At 69.8% G+C, this 16,450-nt stretch carries 17 protein-coding genes and 3 pseudogenes; 12 read left to right on the top strand and 8 right to left on the bottom strand.

The window, feature by feature from the left end; genetic code table 11:
• Positions 1 to 374: 374 nt before the first annotated feature.
• The 3 genes from AB0G47_RS38655 to AB0G47_RS38645 all read left to right on the top strand — a co-directional run bounded on the left by AB0G47_RS38655 (position 375) and on the right by AB0G47_RS38645 (position 2,602).
• Entirely contained in the window at positions 375 to 1,517 is a 1,143-nt protein-coding gene (locus AB0G47_RS38655) for a histidine kinase (protein WP_360780084.1), read from the top strand.
• Positions 1,514 to 2,197: a response regulator transcription factor gene (locus tag AB0G47_RS38650; RefSeq protein WP_360780081.1), complete on the top strand. Its 684-nt coding sequence runs from the start codon at positions 1,514 to 1,516 to the stop codon at positions 2,195 to 2,197. Before AB0G47_RS38655 ends, AB0G47_RS38650 begins: the two co-directional genes overlap by 4 nt.
• A gap of 192 nt (positions 2,198 to 2,389) precedes the next feature.
• The gene (locus AB0G47_RS38645; protein ID WP_360780078.1) at positions 2,390 to 2,602 is read left to right on the top strand and encodes a hypothetical protein; all 213 of its coding nucleotides are present in this window, start codon (positions 2,390 to 2,392) and stop codon (positions 2,600 to 2,602) included.
• Positions 2,603 to 2,778: 176 nt separating this feature from the next.
• Here the strand turns inward: AB0G47_RS38645 and AB0G47_RS38640 are convergent, their stop codons facing one another.
• On the bottom strand, positions 2,779 to 3,516 hold the full coding sequence (locus AB0G47_RS38640) for a DUF6415 family natural product biosynthesis protein (protein WP_360780075.1): 738 nt from the start codon (positions 3,514 to 3,516) through the stop codon (positions 2,779 to 2,781).
• A 489-nt stretch (positions 3,517 to 4,005) separates the two neighbouring features.
• Here AB0G47_RS38640 and AB0G47_RS38635 point away from each other — a divergent pair, with 489 nt between their 5' ends.
• Entirely contained in the window at positions 4,006 to 4,377 is a 372-nt protein-coding gene (locus AB0G47_RS38635; RefSeq protein ID WP_360780072.1) for a hypothetical protein, read from the top strand.
• Positions 4,378 to 4,417: 40 nt separating this feature from the next.
• Here the strand turns inward: AB0G47_RS38635 and AB0G47_RS38630 are convergent, their stop codons facing one another.
• The gene (locus AB0G47_RS38630) at positions 4,418 to 4,603 is read right to left on the bottom strand and encodes a hypothetical protein (protein WP_360780068.1); all 186 of its coding nucleotides are present in this window, start codon (positions 4,601 to 4,603) and stop codon (positions 4,418 to 4,420) included.
• 601 nt (positions 4,604 to 5,204) lie between these two features.
• Here AB0G47_RS38630 and AB0G47_RS38625 point away from each other — a divergent pair.
• Positions 5,205 to 5,585 carry a hypothetical protein gene (locus AB0G47_RS38625; protein ID WP_360780066.1) on the top strand — a complete coding sequence of 127 codons (381 nt, stop codon included), beginning with the start codon at positions 5,205 to 5,207 and terminating at the stop codon, positions 5,583 to 5,585.
• A gap of 292 nt (positions 5,586 to 5,877) precedes the next feature.
• Here AB0G47_RS38625 and ligA read toward each other — a convergent pair whose 3' ends face one another.
• Complete coding sequence (gene ligA, locus AB0G47_RS38620) at positions 5,878 to 7,956, bottom strand: NAD-dependent DNA ligase LigA (protein WP_360780063.1); 2,079 nt, start codon at positions 7,954 to 7,956, stop codon at positions 5,878 to 5,880.
• 185 nt (positions 7,957 to 8,141) lie between these two features.
• Positions 8,142 to 8,528 (bottom strand): hypothetical protein, encoded by a 387-nt coding sequence (locus AB0G47_RS38615; protein WP_360780061.1) that lies wholly within the window; start codon positions 8,526 to 8,528, stop codon positions 8,142 to 8,144.
• A gap of 54 nt (positions 8,529 to 8,582) precedes the next feature.
• On the opposite strand from AB0G47_RS38615, the gene AB0G47_RS38610 reads away from it, so the two are divergent.
• Positions 8,583 to 9,317, top strand: coding sequence for a MerR family transcriptional regulator (locus AB0G47_RS38610; RefSeq protein ID WP_360780058.1), 735 nt, complete (start codon positions 8,583 to 8,585; stop codon positions 9,315 to 9,317).
• 40 nt (positions 9,318 to 9,357) lie between these two features.
• Positions 9,358 to 10,791, top strand: a complete 1,434-nt coding sequence (locus AB0G47_RS38605; protein ID WP_360780055.1) for a polysaccharide lyase 6 family protein — start codon at positions 9,358 to 9,360, stop codon at positions 10,789 to 10,791.
• Between the two features lie 50 nt (positions 10,792 to 10,841).
• Here the strand turns inward: AB0G47_RS38605 and AB0G47_RS38600 are convergent, their stop codons facing one another.
• Positions 10,842 to 10,979, bottom strand: coding sequence for a hypothetical protein (locus AB0G47_RS38600; RefSeq protein WP_360780052.1), 138 nt, complete (start codon positions 10,977 to 10,979; stop codon positions 10,842 to 10,844).
• Between the two features lie 285 nt (positions 10,980 to 11,264).
• Between AB0G47_RS38600 and AB0G47_RS38595 the strand changes: the two are divergent.
• From AB0G47_RS38595 to AB0G47_RS38585, 3 genes and pseudogenes are all read left to right on the top strand, one after another.
• Positions 11,265 to 11,799: pseudogene (locus tag AB0G47_RS38595) on the top strand (serine hydrolase domain-containing protein); the annotation flags it as partial.
• A 93-nt stretch (positions 11,800 to 11,892) separates the two neighbouring features.
• Entirely contained in the window at positions 11,893 to 12,465 is a 573-nt protein-coding gene (locus tag AB0G47_RS38590) for a GNAT family N-acetyltransferase (RefSeq protein ID WP_360780049.1), read from the top strand.
• 87 nt (positions 12,466 to 12,552) lie between these two features.
• Positions 12,553 to 12,957, top strand: a complete 405-nt coding sequence (locus AB0G47_RS38585) for a Rid family hydrolase (RefSeq protein WP_360780046.1) — start codon at positions 12,553 to 12,555, stop codon at positions 12,955 to 12,957.
• Positions 12,958 to 13,003: 46 nt separating this feature from the next.
• Here AB0G47_RS38585 and AB0G47_RS38580 read toward each other — a convergent pair.
• Positions 13,004 to 13,276: pseudogene (locus tag AB0G47_RS38580) on the bottom strand (MFS transporter); the annotation flags it as partial.
• A 4-nt stretch (positions 13,277 to 13,280) separates the two neighbouring features.
• Here AB0G47_RS38580 and AB0G47_RS38575 point away from each other — a divergent pair.
• Both AB0G47_RS38575 and AB0G47_RS38570 read left to right on the top strand, forming a co-directional pair.
• Positions 13,281 to 13,355, top strand: a pseudogene (locus AB0G47_RS38575) (GNAT family N-acetyltransferase); the annotation flags it as partial.
• Positions 13,356 to 13,442: 87 nt separating this feature from the next.
• Positions 13,443 to 13,847, top strand: a complete 405-nt coding sequence (locus tag AB0G47_RS38570) for a Rid family hydrolase (protein WP_360780043.1) — start codon at positions 13,443 to 13,445, stop codon at positions 13,845 to 13,847.
• A gap of 46 nt (positions 13,848 to 13,893) precedes the next feature.
• Here AB0G47_RS38570 and AB0G47_RS38565 read toward each other — a convergent pair whose 3' ends face one another.
• Complete coding sequence (locus AB0G47_RS38565) at positions 13,894 to 15,246, bottom strand: MFS transporter (RefSeq protein ID WP_360780040.1); 1,353 nt, start codon at positions 15,244 to 15,246, stop codon at positions 13,894 to 13,896.
• Positions 15,239 to 16,258 (bottom strand): helix-turn-helix domain-containing protein, encoded by a 1,020-nt coding sequence (locus AB0G47_RS38560; RefSeq protein ID WP_360780038.1) that lies wholly within the window; start codon positions 16,256 to 16,258, stop codon positions 15,239 to 15,241. Before AB0G47_RS38560 ends, AB0G47_RS38565 begins: the two co-directional genes overlap by 8 nt.
• Between the last annotated feature and the right edge of the window lie 192 nt (positions 16,259 to 16,450).

Genomic DNA, 16,450 nt, shown 5'->3' with positions numbered 1-16,450 from the left:
ACCCCCGGCCCTGCGACCGGAGGGCTGCGGCCGTCGGCGGCTGTGGTGGGCGTCTGCGCGGCCGGCGGAGGTCGCGGGCGATCTGGTCGCCGAGTACCCGGAGGTGGCGGCGCCCTGCTCTGGTGGATTCGGTGATCTCAGGCATGCCGTCAGCGTGGCGATCACCGCACCGGCCGGGCATCCGCCGATCCTCGCTCTCTTCCTCGGCGGAAAGTTGCAGGCCGGGCAGTGCTGCGTACAACTATCGATCGACGCCTGCCCTCCCGCACCGCGGCTAGCCTGCAGCCATGACATGGCACAGCCTTCCCCAAGCTCTCGGCTTCGCTCGAGCAGGGGATGCCCCATTCTCGAGCCACCGGCAACGCCTGCGTCCGGTGGAGGGCGCCCTCGTGGCGCTGGTCCTCGCCGCGACCACGGCCACCAGCGACGGGATTTCCGCGAGGTTCGACTACCTTCCCGCGCACCCGCCGCTCTTCGTGGCGATCCCGGTCGGGCTGCTTGTCGGCCTCGCGGCATGGTTCCGCCACCGCCGTCCCGTGCTGCTTCTGCTGGCCGCGCTCGGCGCCTATGTGGTCCTTTCGGCCTGGTTCGCCGTGGTGTTCGCGCAGTACACCCTGGCCGACCGCGCCGCTTCCTGGCGCCGGGTCGCCGTCGCCTCCACGGTCGCCGTCACGGTGGTCGCTCCGCCGATCTGGCGGGGCGGCGGCCTTGACGCATCGATCATGAGCGTGGGCATCTGCGTCTTCCCGGCCCTGCTCGGCCTGTACACGGGCGCCCGCCGCCGCCTCATGGCCGAGCTCCGGGAACGCGCCGAGCGGGCCGAGCGCGAACAGCAGCAGCGGGTGCTGCAGGCCCGCAGCGACGAACGCGCCCAGATCGCCCGGGACATGCACGACGTCGTCACCCACCGGGTAGCCCTGATGGTGCTGCACGCGACCGCGCTCGAGGCGACCAAGGGCGCGTCCGCCGTCGACATCGGCAAGCAGATCGGCGCCATCGGTCGCGAGGCGCTGACCGAGCTCCGCTCGCTGGTGGAGGTCCTGCACACCGAATCCGAGGCCCCGCTCGCCCCGCAGCCCGGCCTGGCCGAGCTGGAGACCCTGATCGCCGACTCCCGCAGCCTGGGGACGCCGGCCACCCTCGAACTAACCGGAGAGCATGGCACCAACCGCCCACCCGAGCTGCCGGCCCTGATCGAGCACGCCGTCTACCGGGTGGTGCAGGAGGCCCTGACCAACGTCCACAAGCACGCCGCCGACGCCGAAACCCACGTCCGAGTCCACTGCACGCGCCGCCTGCTGCACCTCACGGTGATCAACCAGCACGGTATCGGCGGCAACCCCTCCGGTCTGCCCAGCGGCGGCCACGGCCTGCTCGGCATCGCCGAACGGATACGGCTCGTCGGCGGCGAACTCACCGCAGGCCCGACCCCGGACGGCGGCTTCGAGATCGCCGCCGAGATCCCGCTGGACGACGTACTCCAGAAGCAGCCCACCCACATGGAAGCCACGCGATGAGCGAGACGACGACCCGGGTCCTGATCGTGGACGACGAATGGATGGTGCGCTCCATGCTCAACACCATCATGACGTCCGCCCCCGACATCGAAGTGGTGGGCGAGGCATCGGACGGCACTACGGCGGTGTCGATGGCCGCCGCCCTGGAGCCGGACGTCGTCCTGATGGACATCCGGATGCCTCGCTCCGACGGCCTGACCGCCACAGAGCGCCTCACCCGCTCACCCCGCCCGCCGCACGTCGTCGTGCTGACCACCTTCGACCTGGACGAATACGTGCAGACAGCGCTACGTCACGGGGCCGTCGGTTTCCTGCTGAAGGACGCCACCGCGGATGACATGATCGCTGCGGTGCGCAGCGCTGCCCGCGGCGACGCGATGCTCTCCCCGCAGGTGACCCGTCGCCTCATCCGCCGCTTCACGGAGGACGACGACGGCCCCTCCGCCGAGCGGCAGCGCCGCCGTTCCGAGGCCCGCAGCCGCCTGGAGGCCCTGACGGAAAAGGAGCGCGAGGTCCTGATCGCCCTGAGCAGCGGCCTCTCCAATACCGACATCGCCGCGGCCCTGCACGTGAGCGAGGCCACCGCAAAGACCCACATCAGCCGGATCCTGTCGAAGCTCTCCCTCACCAACCGCGTCCAGGCGGCGATCCTGGCGCACCATGCGGGGCTTGTGGATTAGGGCGCCCGGCGATCGAGTGCGGCCGCGGTCGTGCCGCGCGGATGAAGGGCCGATCAATCCAGGAAAGTGCCGCTCCAGGTCCGCGTGACGAAGTGAGATCAGTCGGTGCTTGCCGCCATGCCGGGTGGTGGTCACGCCTGACTCACGCAGCACCCGGAAGTGACGGGACAGGCCCGGAGATCGGCGCCGCGCTTGAAGCGTCACGACGGCAGGGCGGCCGACGTACCCGTGGGCCTGCTCGACGAGCTGGTCGAGCTCGTCGACACCGTCGCCGACCGCATCGGGGAGGACGACTGGAGCCTGTGCGCCTGTGGCGAAGCGCACGGCCGGCAGATGTGGACGCCGGCACTGTGCCGGTCATGCGCCGGCACGCGGCGCTCGCCTGTGGGCTTCGCGGCTGAGTGAGGCAGGAGGCAGGGACGGCGCCTGGTCACCGAGGGCCCTCGCAGCTGGGGGTCGGGCGCGCGTGGAGGGAGCGCGGGGTCAGGCGCAAGGCGGCACGGCAGAGCTACGCAGCTGCCTCCGTTGGGGATATGGGAGGTGCACCCGGCGGAGGCAGAGGACATGGGGAGTGCCGTGCGCTAGCGGTTCTCGTTCGCTCCGAGGTGATCAAGGTGGGTACACAGCGCTTCCACGGACCGCGCCAAGTCCTGGGCGTATTTGCGTGCAGTGGGCTGGGCCGCACCAGGAACTGGCTCCTCCAGACGGCGCTGTGCCTCGCCGACTCCGGCGAGCGCCGCCTCGCGGGCCACCGAGTCTTCGGGGAGAAGCCGCGTACGCTGCTCGACCTCAAGGACGAGCAGCGACAGGTGTCCGTGCAGCAGGAGGCTGACGTCTTTCAGCTCGTCGCCGGAGGGATCCTGCACGTCGTCGAGGAGACGGCGTGCCGTGCCCCGACCGAGCGTGACGTCGACTGCACGCGCATCTGGCGCGTCGCTCTGGCCCTGCGATTCCATCCCGGCTGCCAGAGCCAAGGCCAAGGTATTGGTCTGAGTGAGGAAGCGGTCGCGCGAAGGCGGGACCAGCCAGTACGGGCCGGGCGGCGAACTTTTGTGATCCGGTGGCAGCATAATGTGGGTGGCGATGCCGAGCGCCGTCGTCTGGGGCGTCTCCCAGCGCTCCGCACTCCCCGCCGGCACGAAGAAGTACAAGACCGGCTCGGCCGGCGCCGGGTCCACGGCCACGGCGCCCGGATGCTCCAGGTGTTCCAGTGCCCGGAGTGCGTGGAACCGGCCGACTTTGATGGCGTCCCACCGGACGCCGGCAGGCGCGAGTCGAGTGCCACCCGGGCTCAGGATGTTTGCTGTACCGCTGTCCATGGCTTCCGTCCTCCGCTGCGATGTGCGGCGAAAGTACTGCCGTGCCAACGGTGCGACACGAACTGGGAGTTCGGGTGACCCGTCAGGTCGGGTAGTCACGGTGCCCCAGGCCGCTGCGTCCTGAAATCGATCTGTTGACCCGACAGGATGGGGCGGCTCTCGAACGGTTCTCAGTACAGTGATCAGCCAGTCAGCCGTCGACCCGCAGCGGCGGGCAACCGGCTCAACTTCTTCTTCAGGAGAGAACCCGTGCCAGCGCATCAGCCGCTCCACCGTGAGCGCCGGGCCGTCCGGACGACAAGGCGGAGGGCCACTGCGGTGAGTGCCATAGTCTTGCCGGCGGCGCTTCTCGCTCTGCAGCTCGGGCTCAGCCCTGCGACCCAGGCATACGAGCCCGCCAACGCGGGACCGCGTGCTGCGAGCAGCCTGACGGCACCCGACAGAGCGACGGTCACGGAAGGGCAGGTCAAGGAGGTCGCCCCCGGGGGCGTGATCACCTATCCGAGCGTCACCAGCTGTCTCACCGTCACCGTGCGGTTGCGAGACGGCGGTCTTGTCGGCGCTCACGCCAGCCTGTTCCAGGTACCGGGCGAACTGCGATCCGATCAGATCCTGGCCGCGCTCAAGGGCCTCGTCGGCCATCGCCCCGTGACCGCGATCCAGGTCAAGGGAGCTGTCGGCGCCTGGCACCCGAGCTACTTCGTGAAGGCGATTGAGAGTTACGGCGCGGGCGAGGAGGTGCCGGTCCCCGCAGGCCGTGATTTCGACGGGCTTGTCCAGGCGGTGTCTCAGGGACTCGGGCTGCCCAGCAACCTTGTCACGGTTGAGGACGTACCTGACGGGGACCAGATCATCGATTGACGACGCCGCTGATCAAGGGGACGTGAGCGCGGGAGCCCTGTCAGACCAGGCTGAGGCGTTCGGCGAGGCCGGTGACCTGGCGGCGGAATGTGGGGCGGACCCGTCTACGGGCCAGCTCGAGACCGAACGTGAACCGGCGCTCGAGACTCGGAAGCTGGCTGGTGTCGATATGGTCGGCGACGCGCAATCCCTCGGCGGCTTCCCCGGCCAGCATTTCGATGCTCATGGCGTGCATACGGATGTTGGTCGGCCCGAACACGGTCCACTGGACATTGCCTCACCAGACTGGCCGGCCAGCGGTGTGGCGCGCTCCTCCAGGCGTCGGCGAGCCTCCCACCAGTGACGGCGGCGTGCGTCGGAGACGACGGCGACGAGTTCTAGTGCACCTTCAACAGCCTTGGTCTCCGCGGTCTCGGGCACCGAGATCTGGCGCAGCTGTTCGGCTGCCAGGAGGGCAACTTCCTTGGCCTCTTCGACGGCACTGGTCTCGTTGTGGGACAGCAGGACATGGCCGACGTTCCACTGCGCGGCCGCAATCCGGACGGGTCGTCTGCGTCCTCAGCAGCGCGGATGGCCCGGTCCGCGACCATGAGGGAGAGGTCCAGGCGACCCGCGCGCCGGCAGTACGACGCAGCAGTCCGTACAAGGAACGGTTCAGCCCATCAACGCACGTGTGACCGTGGGTGCCGCAGTGAGTGGCACCGCAGGACCATCGCGCGGCTCTTCGACAAGCAAAGCTGAAAAGAGGAATCCCCCTGCTTCAGCTGGGGGAGGACGTCAACCGTAGAGTCTCAGGGCAGCTCAAGGCCCACACGAGGAGACGCACGTTGCACCCACTGGCGGTCGAACAGAACTTCCTGCTGCGGGCGGAGCGGCTTCGGAACTGGGGGATCGGGGTGTTGGTCTGCGCTTCCCTGTTCTGGGTCTATGCCGCATGGCAGGTGTTCACGCCGTACGACTCCACCTACAACGCGGTGGACTGCTCGGCACCGGCCAACTCCGAACGCAGGGATGTCTACTTCGAGGATTCCGGTTACGCGCATGAGAGCGCGCTGCAGTGCGCGTCCGACCGGGACTGGCCCAAACCGTTGGCCGCCCTGGTGATCTCCGTGCCTCTCTCGGTCGTGGGCACCGCGCTGGTGACCGTCGGCGCGGTCAGCGTCCGGCTGCGCCGTCACGACGACGCGCTGCAGCGAGCCCAGAGCTGAGGCGGCGGGCCGTGCGGGGGAGGCGGTCCTGTTCTGCGTCGTGGGTGTTGCCGGGCGGCAGAAAAAGCCCCGGGCTCCCTGTGGGAACCCGGGGCTTGTAGCGAGCGCTGGGCAGGCCTTGCACCTGCATTTCCCCACGGGAAGCGGGGCGTCTTTCCTTGGACCACCAACGCGAGGCCCGGTGCCGGGAGTTCCGGCTGTGGGCTCAAGATCAACTATAGCGCAGGTGCCGGTGCCCTCGTGCCACCCTCTTCGCACGGGGTGGGCCCACCCTTCTCCCGCTCGCGGGCGGTCAGGCCAACAGCCCTGCCACCAGCTCGGCGAACTCATCCGGCGTGGTCAGGCGTACGTCGAGGGACTCGGCCTTGGCGCGCTTGGACCCGGCGCCTTCGCCCGCCACCACGAGGCTGGTGCGCTTGGAGACGCTGGAGGACGACTTGCCGCCGGCGCGCTCGATCAGTTCGTTCATCTGGTTGCGGCTGAGCTGCTCCAAGGGGCCGGTCATGGCGCCGGTGACCACCACGGTCATGCCCTCAAGCGGACCCGCCTGCGCGGCGGGCTCGCCCTGGCCGTCGGGGGAAGGTGCCGTGGCGCCCGGCTCGATCATGTTCACCCCGGCCGCGGTGAGTTTGTCGATGACCGGGGCGAGCGCGTCCAGTTCGCCGACGATGACCGGGGCCTTCTCGCTGCCGATGCCCTCGACCTGCTGCATCGCCTCCGCGTCGGCGGACCGGATGTGGTCCATGGCGGCGAAGTGCCGGGCAATGCGGCGGGACATGGAGCGGCCGGTGCCGCGCACCCCCAGGGCGCACAGGACCCGGGACAGCGGCTGGGCCTTGGCCGCCTCGATCGCGGCCAGGAGGTTGTCGGTGCTGGTCTCGCCCATCCGCTCCAGGCCGAGGAGCTGTTCGCGGGTGAGGGCGAACAGATCGGCCACATCGGTGACCAGCCCCGCGTCGACGAGCTGGATGACGCGGCTGGCGCCCAGTCCCTCGATGTCGAGCTGGTCGCGGCCCGCGGCATAGGAGAGCGAGGCGACCAGGTGGCAGTCGCGGCCGCGCTCGCACCGCCAGCGCAGTTCACCGGTGTCGATGCCGGAGCCGCACTGCGGGCACAGCTTGGGAAAGACGATCGGCTCTTCGCCGCCGGTGCGTAGATGGGCGACGGGGGCCTCGACGCGGGGGATGATGTCGCCCGCCTTGTAGACCATGACGTGATCGCCCAGGCGGAGATCGCGCCGGGTGATGTCGGACGGGTTGTGCAGCGTGGCGTACGTGACGGTGGAGCCGTCGATGTCGACGGGCTCCAGGACGGCGCGCGGGGCGATGATGCCGGTGCGGCCCACGTTCCACTCCACCCCGACCAGCTTGGTGATCTTCTCCACGGCGGGCAGCTTGAAGGCGATCGCCCAGCGCGGCGCCCGGCTGCCGGATCCGGCCGCCTGCTGGTCTTCCGCGAGGTCGGCCTTGATGACGATCCCGTCTATGCCGAAGGGCAGTCCGGCCCGCAGCGCCGCGATCTCCTCCACCCGGCGCAGCACGTCCTCCACGGCGGTGAGCGTGACGCCGGGAACCGGAGTGCCGGCCGGGGTGTGCAGACCGAGATCGGCGGCGTACTGCATGAGGTCGCCGTGGGGCAGCGCGGCCAACCGCTCCGCGGCGTCGGCCGGTGTGGCCGGCAGTGGCAGCAGGCCGTACGCGAAGAACGTCATCGGCACCGTGTAGGCACGGTCCTTGGCGCGCAGGGTGCCGGCGGCGGCATTGCGCGGGTTGGCGAACGGGGCGCCGCCGTGCGCGGTGCGCACGGTGTTGGCGTGCTCGAACTGGCCGGTGGTCATCAGGACTTCACCGCGAACCTCCACGGTCAGCGGTTCGGTGAGCTTGTCGGGCAGCCCCTCGATGGTGCCTATCGCATGCGACACGTCCTCCCCGGCCATGCCGTCCCCGCGGGTCACCAGGCGGGTGAGGCGGCCATCGGTGTAGCGGGCGGCGATGGCCAGGCCGTCCAGCTTGGGCTGAACATTCCACCGCGCCACCTCGCGGCCGATCCGGCGGGCCACGGAGGCCGTCCAGGTGGTGAACTCCTCGGGCGTGAAGACGTTGTCCAAGCTGAGCATGGCCACCGTGTGCGGGACGTCGCCCTGAATGGCACCGCCGGCGACCTTCCCCGTCGGCGAGTGGGGCAGCACCTGCTCGGGATGCCCGGCCTCGAACGTGGCGATCGCCCGCACCAGCCGGTCGTAGGCGTCGTCGTCCAACGCCGAGGTGCCGCCCGCGTAGTAGGCGGCCGCGGCCTTCGAAGCGTCCTCTACCGCCTGGGTGTAGGCGGCGGCATCGGCAAACACAGGGGCGTTGGTTGTCATGTGGGCCATCGTGCCTGGCGGCACTGACAATCGCGTCTGACCAGGACGTCTGGGTGCGCAGGGCGCGTGGGAGGAGACGGTCGGGCAGACCGCAGTGCTCCGGCATCAGCGCGGCGCTGCCGATCGCGCCGATCGGACGGGCGAAACCCTGCCCGGCGATCTCGGGAGCTGAGCCGATGTCCGTCGGTCGGCGCCTACAACATCCGATCCAGCTCACTGCCGGCCTCGTCGTACCCGGCGTCGGAGATCCGTTGCAGCTCGCGCAGGTCGCCGGCCGCGGCCGCGCGCCGCGTGAGCAGGAAGCCGGCGTGGATGCATCCCTCGTCCAACAGCGCGCTCAGCTCGTCGAGATCGCCGGCTGCATCGGCGAGGTCGGCCAGCCGGTCCGCCGCGGTCTCGTTGCCCGCGTCGGCCAACACGCGCAGAGTCTCTCGATCGTTGTTCGCCTTCATGTTCGCGCCCGCGCCCGTGTTCATGCCCGCGCCCGCGCCCGTGTTCATGCCCGCGCCCGCGCCCGTGTCCGTGCCCGTATTCATGCCTGTGCCCGTGCCCGTGCCCGTGCCCATGTTCGTGTTCGTCATGGCCCCATGCTGCGACCCTGCCCCTGGGGAAAGGTCAAATGCGACGATGGCCGAGTGATCACCATCGGGCAGTTGGCCGGGTACGTCGGAGTGTCGATCAAGACGATTCGCGTCTATCACGACAAGGGACTGCTCCCCGAGCCCGACCGCGATGCGTCGGGCTACCGGCGCTACGGCGCGAGCGACGCCATCGACCTCATCAAGATCCGCACACTCGCTGAAGCCGGCGTCCCCCTGGCCCGTATCCGGGACCTGCGATCAGCGACAGACGACGCATTCCAGGAGGCGCTGCGCGAGATCGACGACGAACTGACCGCCCGCATCCACGGCCTGCGGGCAACGCAGGGGCGCCTGCGCCAGCTCGCCGCCGGGCAGCTGACGGCGCCGCTGCCCACCGAGGTCGGCGCGCATCTGGAGCAGCTGACCCGCTGGGGATTCACGACGCGCTGGGTGGACCTCCAACGCGACCTGTGGATCCTGGTGTTCGCCACCCACCCCGACCGCGCGACCGCACTCTTTAACGACCAGGCAGAGACCCTCGCCGACCCGGCGCTCCGGCAGCTCTTCCACGACTACGACCACGCACACGGCCTGGCCCCCGACGATCCCCGCATCGACGACCTCGCCCGCCGGATCGCCGAGGCGACCCGGGAACGCTACGGCACCGACGCACCACCCGAGCTGGACGCGGCCTCCGAGATCCCCGCCCTCATCCAAGGCACGGTCAACGCCGCGTCCCCGGCATGGCGACGACTCGACGGGCTCCTTCGCGCACAACTGCACGTATGACTCGACAGATACGCAGGCCACCCCCCAACCAGGAGGCACCATGCAACGGCGTACGTTCCTCACCGGCACCCTGCTGGGCACGGCGTTCGCCGCCGTGCCGCCGCTCGCCTCGATCTCGGCGGGCGCGGTGTCGGCGGCAGCGCCGGTCGGTTCCCTGCCGGACCTGCAGAAGGCGATCGACCGGGCGGTTCCCGGAGATCAGATCGTCCTGGCCAACGGCACCTACACCGTTCCGCCGGGCGGCGCCATCAGAGTGTCGGGCAAGCACGGCACCGCTGACGCACCGATCACCATCGTCGCGCAGTCACGCGGCGGAGTGGTGCTGCGCGGCGAGCGCGGCTTCGTCTTAAGCGACGCGAGCAACATAACCGTCCGCGACTTCGCCTTCCGCCAGAGCACCACACTGGAGATCCCGGCGACCTGTACACGTATCCGGCTGACTCGCAACGACTTCGGATTCACCGACGCCGGCGCCGGGTTCGACTGGGTCGTCGTCCGTGGCGACGACGTCAAGATCGACCGGAACCGCTTCCACGACAAGAAGACCGAGGGCATCTTCATCGTCGTCGACGGCCCCGGCCCGACCGCCATGGCGCAGCGCCTGACCATCTTCAAGAACCACTTCGCCGACCACAGCTTCGCCGGCGCCAACGGCGGCGAACCGATCCGCCTCGGCGTCAGCGGACGGGCGCTGTCCAGCGCCGACGCCGTCGTCGAGCACAACTTGTTCGAGCGGTGCGACGGCGATCCCGAGGCCATCTCGGTGAAGTCCTCGGACAACACCATCCGGTACAACACCCTTCGCGACAGCCGCGGCGGAATCGTGCTGCGCCACGGCAACCGCTCCACGGTGGAGGGCAACTATCTGATCGACGGCGCCAACGGGGTGCGCGTCTACGGAAACGACCATCTGGTCGTCAACAACTACCTCGGCAACCTGTCGGACCGCGCCCTGGTGATCGGCAGCGGCACGACCCGCGATCACCACACCGGCGAGACGACCGAGGAACGGCGGGGCAACGACGCCTGCGACCGCGCGGTGATCGTGCACAACACTCTGTACGGCAACGCCGTGACGCTGTCGGGCGAGAGCAGGGAGTACGAGCCCCAGAAGGTGATCATCGCCGACAACCTCCTGGTCGGCGACGCCGGCAGCCTGGTCGCGATGGGCAAGACCACCGGTTTCACCTGGCAGAGCAACATCCTGTGGGGAGCGGCGTCCGACGGCAACATCCCCGCCGGCGGCTACCGCCGGATCGACCCGCTCCTGCGCAAGGACTCCGACCGGGTCCACCGGCTGGCGGCCGGCAGTCCGGCGATCGGCTCGGCGACGCTGGGGACACCGACCGTGACCGACGACATCGACGGCCACCCGCGCGGCAGCGCCCGTGACATCGGCGCCGACGAGTACGCGACCGCGGCGCCGCTCCGCCGTCCCCTCACGGCGGCCGACGTGGGCCCGAACGCGCCCTGAGCGACCGCCGGGGACGCCAGGACGCCGGGGCGGCGGGGACTCGGCGCGGACTATCGACCGTCCGCGGCGGGCCCGACGGGCGTACGCCTGCGCTCGCGGCACGCCGCGCAGAACTCCAGGCACACCCACACGCCCACGGCGGCGACCGTGAGCAGCACAGTGACGCCAACGACAAAGGGGATGATCATGCGGTGAGCCTATCTCGGCGTGCCGCATGACCATCGCCCGGCCGGCCGCGACAGGGCTCGCTTCGAAGGGCATCGCTTAGGCGCGAGCAGTTGTGGTCAATTGCGACAAGCGGCAGCACCTGGACCGTCACCGGCCCGTTGGTCCTCGCATGACTGATGCTAGCAGAATCGTTTCTGCGACAACCGACGCCGACCCATCCCGCACCCCCGCCGGGGAGGCCGCGCCCTCCTCCCAGACGCCGATCTAGCGCGGGCCGGGTGACACGGTGACCGAACAACGTGGCGCTGCGGCTGAAGGACACCATCGGCAAGGCGCTTCCCCGGCTGCCGCGTGCATGGCATCGGGTGACGCTGCGGCAGCTCCTGAACCACACCAGCGGACTGCGGACTTCTCCGATGACCCGGAGTTCCTGGCCCTGGTGACCGAGGAGCCGCGCCGCCGCTTCGACTCCCGCCGACTCCTCGACTGCGTGGCCGACGAGCCGTTGGCGTTCCGTCCGGGGGCCCGGTACGCCTACTCCAACTCCGACAACATCGCCGTGGCGCTGATGGCGGAGGCGGTGACGGGCCGCCGCTACGAAGAACTGCTCGCCCAGCTCGTGTACCGCCGGCTGCATCTGCGCGGCACCAGCCTGCCGCAGGGCTACCGCATGGATGCCCGAGCCGTACATGCACGGCTATGACGTCACCCCCCCGATTCCGCCCGAGGACGTCAGCGAGGTACTGAGGGCGTCCGGTGTGGGCATCGGACGGGATCATCTCGACGCCGAAGGACATGACGGCCTTCATCCGCGGCTACGCCGGCGGAAAGCTGATCTCCGACCGGATCCGTCGCCATCAGCTGAACTGGGCAGTAGAGGAGAGCACCCCGGGTTGACCGGCGTCGCGATGGCTGCCATGACATCGTGACGCCATGACCATCGATGTGCGCCCGGCTTCGGTCTTCGAGGACGTCCGTAGTGTGATCGGCCCGAAGTCACCGCAGGCCAACGTCTGCTGGTGCCTGAGCTATCGGATCCCCTCCAAGCTCAACAACGAGCTCCGCGGCCCGGACCGCGGCGAGTACGTCGCCGGGCTGTGTCGTGCGGACCCGCCTCCCGGCGTGCTCGCCTACGACGGTGACGAGCCGGTCGGCTGGGCCGCCGTGGCACCGCGCTCGGAGACCTCCTTCGCGCACAGCCGTAAGATCCCGCACGTCGACGACCTGCCGGTCTGGTCGCTGTGGTGCATCCGCGTACGCCCCGGTCACCGGAAGCAGGGCATCTCGCACGCCCTGATCACCGGCGCGGTCGAGTTCGCCCGCGCGCACGGTGCGCCGATGGTCGAGGCGTACCCCCTCGACAGCGGTGATGCCAAGGTCGACCTGACGATGGCGTACGCCGGTATCCGCAAGAACTTCGCACGCGCCGGATTCACCCACGCCGCCGACACGACCTCGGTGCTGGCCGGTCACCCCCGGGTCCTGATGCGGCTGGACCTGCGCTGAAAGGCCGGCTGTCGGTAGTCCCGCAGTTCGCGGGCGACCCGGCGGCCGGTGTGGAATGAGGATGCTCGCGCGGACGTTCGAGGAGACATGACGAATGATCAGCGCACCATCACCAACCCCGCGACTCTCCACGACCCGACACCGTTCGGCTACAGCCACGCCGCCTCGGCGCCCGGCGAACTCGTCTTCATCGGCGGCCAGTACGCCTCCGACTCCACCGGCGCACCCGTACCCGGAGACTTCGCCTCTCAGGTGGACCTGGCCTTCGACCGGCTGCGATCCGCACTGGAAGGGGTCGGTCTCGGATACGAGCATGTGGTCCGCCTCGGAACCTTCATCGTCGACCACGACCTCGACAAGCTGGAGGCCCTCGGCAAGGCGCTGCACGCCCGCTTCGGCGACCGACTGCCGGCCCAGACGCTGAGTGGCGTCGCCTCACTCGCGCTGCCGGGGATGCTGTTCGAGGTGGACGCGGTGGCGGTACGGCCCTAGCGGATCGCTGGGTCGGGGCTCGGCCACCGGGCACTGGCAAACCTCGTCAGGCTTCCCTGCCGGCGGATTCCTCAACTGCCGCCGGAGCGAAGTCGGTTGGGCGTCGACCCTCTGCCCTGCGCAGATTCCGGATCGCCGGTACGGACAGCAGCGCCACCGCCACCACCATCGCCATCACCGCGTTGAACCCCAGCACCTCGCGCACCCCGAAGATCTCCGACGCGGGGCCGGCGAGGGCCTGCCCCACGGGCATCATCGCCACCGATCCGGCGACGTCGTAGGCATGGACCCGGCTCCGTACGTCAGTTGGCACCTGGGTCAGGTTCACCCACGCCGCCGACACGACCTCGGTGCTGGCCGGTCACCCCCGGGTCCTGATGCGGCTGGACCTGCGCTGAAAGGCCGGCTGTCGGTAGTCCCGCAGTTCGCGGGCGACCCGGCGGCCGGTGTGGAATGAGGATGCTCGCGCGGACGTTCGAGGAGACATGACGAATGATCAGCGCACCATCACCAACCCCGCGACTCTCCACGACCCGACACCGTTCGGCTACAGCCACGCCGCCTCGGCGCCCGGCGAACTCGTCTTCATCGGCGGCCAGTACGGCTCCGACTCCACCGGCGCACCCGTACCCGGAGACTTCGCCTCTCAGGTGGACCTGGCATTCGACCGGCTGCGATCCGCACTGGAAGGGGTCGGTCTCGGATACGAGCATGTGGTCCGCCTCGGAACCTTCATCGTCGACCACGACCTCGACAAGCTGGAGGCCCTCGGCAAGGCGCTGCACGCCCGCTTCGGCGACCGACTGCCGGCCCAGACGCTGAGTGGCGTCGCCTCACTCGCGCTGCCGGGGATGCTGTTCGAGGTGGACGCGGTGGCGGTACGGCCCTAGCGGATCGCTGGGTCGGGGCTCGGCCACCGGGCACTGGCAAACCTCGTCAGGCTTCCCTGCCGGCGGATTCCTCAACTGCCGCCGGAGCGAAGTCGGTTGGGCGTCGACCCTCTGCCCTGCGCAGATTCCGGATCGCCGGTACGGACAGCAGCGCCACCGCCACCACCATCGCCATCACCGCGTTGAACCCCAGCACCTCGCGCACCCCGAAGATCTCCGACGCGGGGCCGGCGAGGGCCTGCCCCACGGGCATCATCGCCACCGATCCGGCGACGTCGTAGGCATGGACCCGGCTCCGTACGTCAGTTGGCACCTGGGTCAGGATGCTCGTCGTCCACATCACGCCCCAGAAGGCGTTGGCCGCACCGGCGGCCGCGAGCCCCGCGGCGATCAGCGGCACCGGAAGCCCGAGCGCCACCGACGCCGGCTGCAGCCAGTACAGCAGCAGCGCGGCGGAACCGGCCCGCAGCGGTCGCACCGGCCGCACCCGCATGGCGACGAGCGCACCGGCCACCATGCCCGCGCCCATGGCCGAGTTGACGAGGCCGAGCGTGCTGGGACCGTACTCGGAAACGACCTCGGTCGCGATCAGCGGGACCATCGGCCCCCAGGACGAGATCATGAGGACCATCCAGATCACGATCACGCCCCAGAGCCAGGTGCGGGACCTGAACTCGTGCCACCCCTGCACTAGATCGGACCGAAAGGAGTTCTCCTTCGTCACCACGGACTTCGCGACGACGGACTTCGCGACGGCGGACTTCGACGTCGCAGACTTCGCCACCACGGACCGGTCCGCCGGCGCAGGCAGTCGCAGCAGCGCCAGACAGATGGCACTGGCCAGATACGTGAAGGCGTACGCGACGAAGACCCCGCCCGGCTCGGTGAGCCCCACCAGCGCACCGGCCACCGCAGGACCGGCCATGGTCATCAGGGACTCGATGGTGCGGATGGCCCCGTTCGCGCCCTGCACGTCCGCGGCGATCCGCGGGATGAGGGTGGGCAGGCCGGGCTGGAAGAGCGCGGCGCAGATGCCGTTGACGGCGGACAGCAGACAGATCTGCCAGACGACGATGTGGCCGGTGAAGAAGAGCCCGGCCATGACGGCTTGCACGACGACGCGTACGAGGTCCGCCCCGATCATCAGCACCCGGTTGTTCACCCGGTCGGCGATCACCCCGCCGAAGATGACGAACCCGGCGAAGCAGGCCGTCATGCTGGCCAGTACGGCACCCACCACCCCGGCCCCGTATCCGCTCAGGACCAGCCCGGTGGCCAGCGCCACCGGAGCCATCATGTCGCCGAGCCGGGCGACTCCGCGGGCGGCGAAGAAGAGCGAGAAGTTGCGGGACCACAGGCCCCCTGGCGCGATGGACATGTCCCCGGGAGCACTAGTCATGGTGGGCGCAGTGTCGCGGCCGCAAGGTGCTCCGGGCAACCGAATTGCTCTGGACCAGGGAGGTCGGCGCTCCGGCGTTGAGTAGATCGGCGCCCAATTGCGTGAGTATGTGCCGGACTTGCTGGCGCTCCCGCACGCTGGCCACAAGACCGGCCCTGCGGAGTACCGCCGCGTGCTCACTCGCCGACGACAGCGACACTCCGGCGTGCTCCGCCAACTCCGTGGTGGTGTGCGGTTCTTGGAGTGTCTGCAGCACCGCGGCGCGGGTGTGCCCAAGGAGGGGCGCCAGCCTGGAGTCCGGCGTGATCGTGTCCGGCAGAAGCGGGCGCGCCGGGTAGACCAGAACGGGCAGCAGCCTGTCGTCCAGGAGGGCGACCGGCGTACGGCGACAGAAATACGACGGGACGAGCAGCAGTCCGCGCCCGCCCAGGTGGACCTCCCTGTCGACCGGGTAGTGGGCGGTCAGCACCGGGGGCTGCCAGTGCAGCATGGGCCCGAAGGTGCGCAGCATCGCCTCCGTCCCGGCGCGGCACTGCACCCCGGTGCGGTGGCGCCGGTCGGCCTCGACGCGCGTGGCGACGTCTCGCCATCTGGGGCCGAGGACGCTTGAGTGGTACTGGTGCAGGGCGCGGCCCAGCCGGCGCAGGGCGTCGACGTCGCCGTCGGCGAGGGAACGTGTCCAGGAGGGCAGCGCGTTGTCCTGTGCCAGCAGGGAGAGTTCGGCGCGCAGCCGCGGCTTCGGAGTGGACAGCACCGCGTCGATGCCACTGTCCAAGCCGCCCGACGCCGCCGCGGGAGTCAGGAAATCCGGAAAGTAGCCGCGAGTCGGCATCAGCGGGGCCAGCACACTCAGCATCGTCCGCCGATCCGAAGACGTCCGTCCCGCGACGGCGGCCGCCTGCGAGTTCCTTGCTCCCTCCTGGAGTTGATGCATGCTCAGGACGACTTCCCACAACGGGTCAGGCCCGTCGGCCACCCTGGTCCGCGACAGATCTCCTTCAGTGAAGTGCATGCGCAGCACGGCATCCCCCGATGGTCCGCTACAGCGTCGTCCTGCATACGCTGGCTCGCTCTGTTCCTTGCAGCCGGCACCGTTCGGGCAGGTCCGAAACACCGAGGGAGGCGGGTGCGGCCCTTCAGTGCGGGTCCGCCGGTCCTGGTCAGGGGCTGGCGGTGTCGGTGCACGGGCGGTCATGACCACGCT

It is taken from the genome of Streptomyces sp. NPDC021622 (assembly GCF_040640795.1).
GTDB lineage: Bacteria > Actinomycetota > Actinomycetes > Streptomycetales > Streptomycetaceae > Streptomyces.
The sequence above is the reverse complement of the archived record's forward strand: the minus strand, read 5'-3'. Positions and strand labels throughout refer to the sequence as shown.

Coding starts and splice junctions, on each gene's coding strand:
- AB0G47_RS38590 (WP_360780049.1), top strand. CDS start 11,893: ATGACCATCGATGTGCGCCCGGCTTCGGTCTTCGAGGACGTCCGTAGT.
- AB0G47_RS38605 (WP_360780055.1), top strand. CDS start 9,358: ATGCAACGGCGTACGTTCCTCACCGGCACCCTGCTGGGCACGGCGTTC.
- AB0G47_RS38565 (WP_360780040.1), bottom strand. CDS start 15,246: ATGACTAGTGCTCCCGGGGACATGTCCATCGCGCCAGGGGGCCTGTGG.
- AB0G47_RS38640 (WP_360780075.1), bottom strand. CDS start 3,516: ATGGACAGCGGTACAGCAAACATCCTGAGCCCGGGTGGCACTCGACTC.
- AB0G47_RS38560 (WP_360780038.1), bottom strand. CDS start 16,258: ATGCACTTCACTGAAGGAGATCTGTCGCGGACCAGGGTGGCCGACGGG.
- AB0G47_RS38600 (WP_360780052.1), bottom strand. CDS start 10,979: ATGATCATCCCCTTTGTCGTTGGCGTCACTGTGCTGCTCACGGTCGCC.
- ligA (WP_360780063.1), bottom strand. CDS start 7,956: ATGGCCCACATGACAACCAACGCCCCTGTGTTTGCCGATGCCGCCGCC.
- AB0G47_RS38615 (WP_360780061.1), bottom strand. CDS start 8,528: ATGACGAACACGAACATGGGCACGGGCACGGGCACGGGCACAGGCATG.
- AB0G47_RS38650 (WP_360780081.1), top strand. CDS start 1,514: ATGAGCGAGACGACGACCCGGGTCCTGATCGTGGACGACGAATGGATG.
- AB0G47_RS38630 (WP_360780068.1), bottom strand. CDS start 4,603: ATGAGCATCGAAATGCTGGCCGGGGAAGCCGCCGAGGGATTGCGCGTC.
- AB0G47_RS38585 (WP_360780046.1), top strand. CDS start 12,553: ATGACGAATGATCAGCGCACCATCACCAACCCCGCGACTCTCCACGAC.
- AB0G47_RS38570 (WP_360780043.1), top strand. CDS start 13,443: ATGACGAATGATCAGCGCACCATCACCAACCCCGCGACTCTCCACGAC.